Consider the following 996-nt stretch of genomic DNA (forward strand, 5'->3'; position numbering starts at 1 on the left):
TTTGTCTACACCCTCCTAGCAATCCGATTAACTTCTTAATAATCCGCTGGCGCGTAGCATTGCCTCCATACCGGGATGACAACTCACCCGACACTCATTGGAGACATCATCATGAAAACCACTAAATTGATCTTCGGCCTGGCTCTCTCTGTTCTGGCTTCCAGCGCCTTTGCACTTCCAGTCACAACTCCGCTCGACCATCGTTGCTGAAGGCGGCACCAAACACACTAACGTCGGTTCAATTCGCGTAGCTGCTGACGGCGCAGACCGTGTCGGTCCAAATCGTCAGGCTGCCGATGGTGCAGACCACGTCGGTGCCAACCGTCTGGCCTCTGATGGCGCGGACCGTGTCGGTGCAAACCGTCAGGCTGCCGATGGCGCAGACCACGTCGGCGCCAATCGTCTGGGCTGATAGTCCACGCAACACCCCAAGCCCGGCCGATGTCGGGCTTCTTCATGTCTGGCGCAGGCTGAAATACACGCTACTCTGGCATCCTCTGCAAATGCGCAGCACTATGTCCGCACCCTATAGAGCCCATCAGGAATCAAGCATGTCAGACGCTATTCACTCCTACGAGCCGTCCAAGGGTCACGGCCTGCCGCATGACCCGTTCAACGCGATTGTAGGCCCACGCCCGATCGGCTGGATTTCATCGCAGGATGCCAACGGCAAATTGAATCTGGCACCCTACAGTTTCTTCAATGCCTTCAACTACGTGCCCCCCATCATTGGGTTCTGTAGCGTTGGTCGCAAGGACAGTCTGAATAACATCGAGCAGACCGGTGAGTTTGTCTGGAATCTTGCGACCCGCTCGCTGGCCGAAGCCATGAACCAGAGCTGTGCCCCGGTAGCGCCGGATGTCAGCGAGTTCGAACTGGCCAACCTCACGCCGCTGGCCTCTCATATCGTCTCGGTCCCACGTGTGCTTGAGACGCCGGTGTCGTTTGAATGCAAAGTCACGCAGATCATTCAATTGCAACGCGCCGACCAGGAAC

1 protein-coding gene and 1 pseudogene are annotated in these 996 nt (G+C 56.9%); both read left to right on the plus strand.

Going from position 1 to position 996, the window contains the following annotated elements; genetic code table 11:
* Window positions 1–111: 111 nt before the first annotated feature.
* Window positions 112–412: pseudogene (locus ALO64_RS17965) on the plus strand (hypothetical protein).
* Between the two features lie 139 nt (window positions 413–551).
* Window positions 552–996, plus strand: a 445-nt coding sequence (locus ALO64_RS24560; RefSeq protein ID WP_147476707.1) for a flavin reductase family protein, incomplete at its 3' end; no start/stop codon positions are given.

This window comes from Pseudomonas meliae, assembly GCF_001400515.1.
Lineage (GTDB): Bacteria > Pseudomonadota > Gammaproteobacteria > Pseudomonadales > Pseudomonadaceae > Aquipseudomonas > Aquipseudomonas amygdali.